Below are 999 nucleotides of genomic sequence, written 5' to 3' on the forward strand. Positions count from 1 at the left end.
CCTCATGAGACAATTCAACCGGGTGAATCAGCTGCGACGCGACGTCCACCTCGACACGCTCGATGTCGAACGTCTTCGGATAGATCGACCGAAGCCGCTCTTCGAGTGTTCCGAGATAGTCGTCAGCGCCATAGTAGAACTCAACCGGCGCATCTTGTCCCGTGCTAAGCGCAAGGAACTCAAAGCGCGGTGGGGTCGCGGATGTAAACGGGTTGAGTTTCGACCGCAGACCCGAGCTGTCAGGGGTCAATTTGTGGAGACTCTCAAGGGTCTGCGGGATGCCACGAGGAGTAAGTTCCTCTGAGGTGGGCGTCACGCGAAGATACGCACGCTCAGACATCGTCGGTACCTCCAAGCTGGCCGTTGTCAGTTGCTGTTGAATCAGTCTGCATGTCTTGTGACTCACCGTTTGCTTGCTGCGCTAACTCCGTCCGAAAGGCCTCAATCTCGGGTGAAACCGCCGTCTCACCAGCCCCGGGCAGCGACGCCCGCCGCTGCTCGGTCGGGTCAAAGTCGATGACTTCCGTTTCCTTGGGCATTGCTTCGACTCTAATACCGCGCCACTCGCCGTCGACGCCGACCAAGGCTTCTGAAAAGCCGGCGTCTTCGTTCCCGGGCACTGCGTCCTGCACATACCGCATCTGGGCGTGATTCAGTCCGAACTCGTCGGCCCATTCCTTGTCCATCCCATCCAAGCGATGGAACTGCTTGACGGCACACTGGTCGAGGATAGCCTCACTTTCAGCGTGCTCGAAAAACTCGTCGACGGTCTGGGTAACGAGGCGAATCGAGAGGTCGTGGTGGCGATGGTGTCGGAACACCGTTTCGAGGAACGCCAGACTCGCGGCGTCCTGCATGATGTACCGCGCTTCGTCGATGACAAACACGACCTCTTTGTCCGTCTCTTTCGCCCGCTCGTACACGAGCGAGATGAGGAGTTGCATCGTCAGCGCCGTACTGCTGTCGACGCTGCCTTCTTGCTGGGCGAGGTCGAGATAG

General features: G+C 58.8%; 1 protein-coding gene and 1 pseudogene. Both read right to left on the reverse strand.

What is annotated here, in order from left to right:
* A partial coding sequence (locus tag C5B90_RS19890) for a hypothetical protein (RefSeq protein WP_148708276.1) occupies window positions 1–340 on the reverse strand: 340 nt, incomplete at its 3' end.
* Window positions 333–999: pseudogene (locus C5B90_RS19895) on the reverse strand (VirB4 family type IV secretion system protein); the annotation flags it as partial. The pseudogene C5B90_RS19895 and the gene C5B90_RS19890, both read right to left, overlap by 8 nt.

The organism is Haloferax sp. Atlit-12N, from assembly GCF_003383095.1.
Classification (GTDB): domain Archaea; phylum Halobacteriota; class Halobacteria; order Halobacteriales; family Haloferacaceae; genus Haloferax.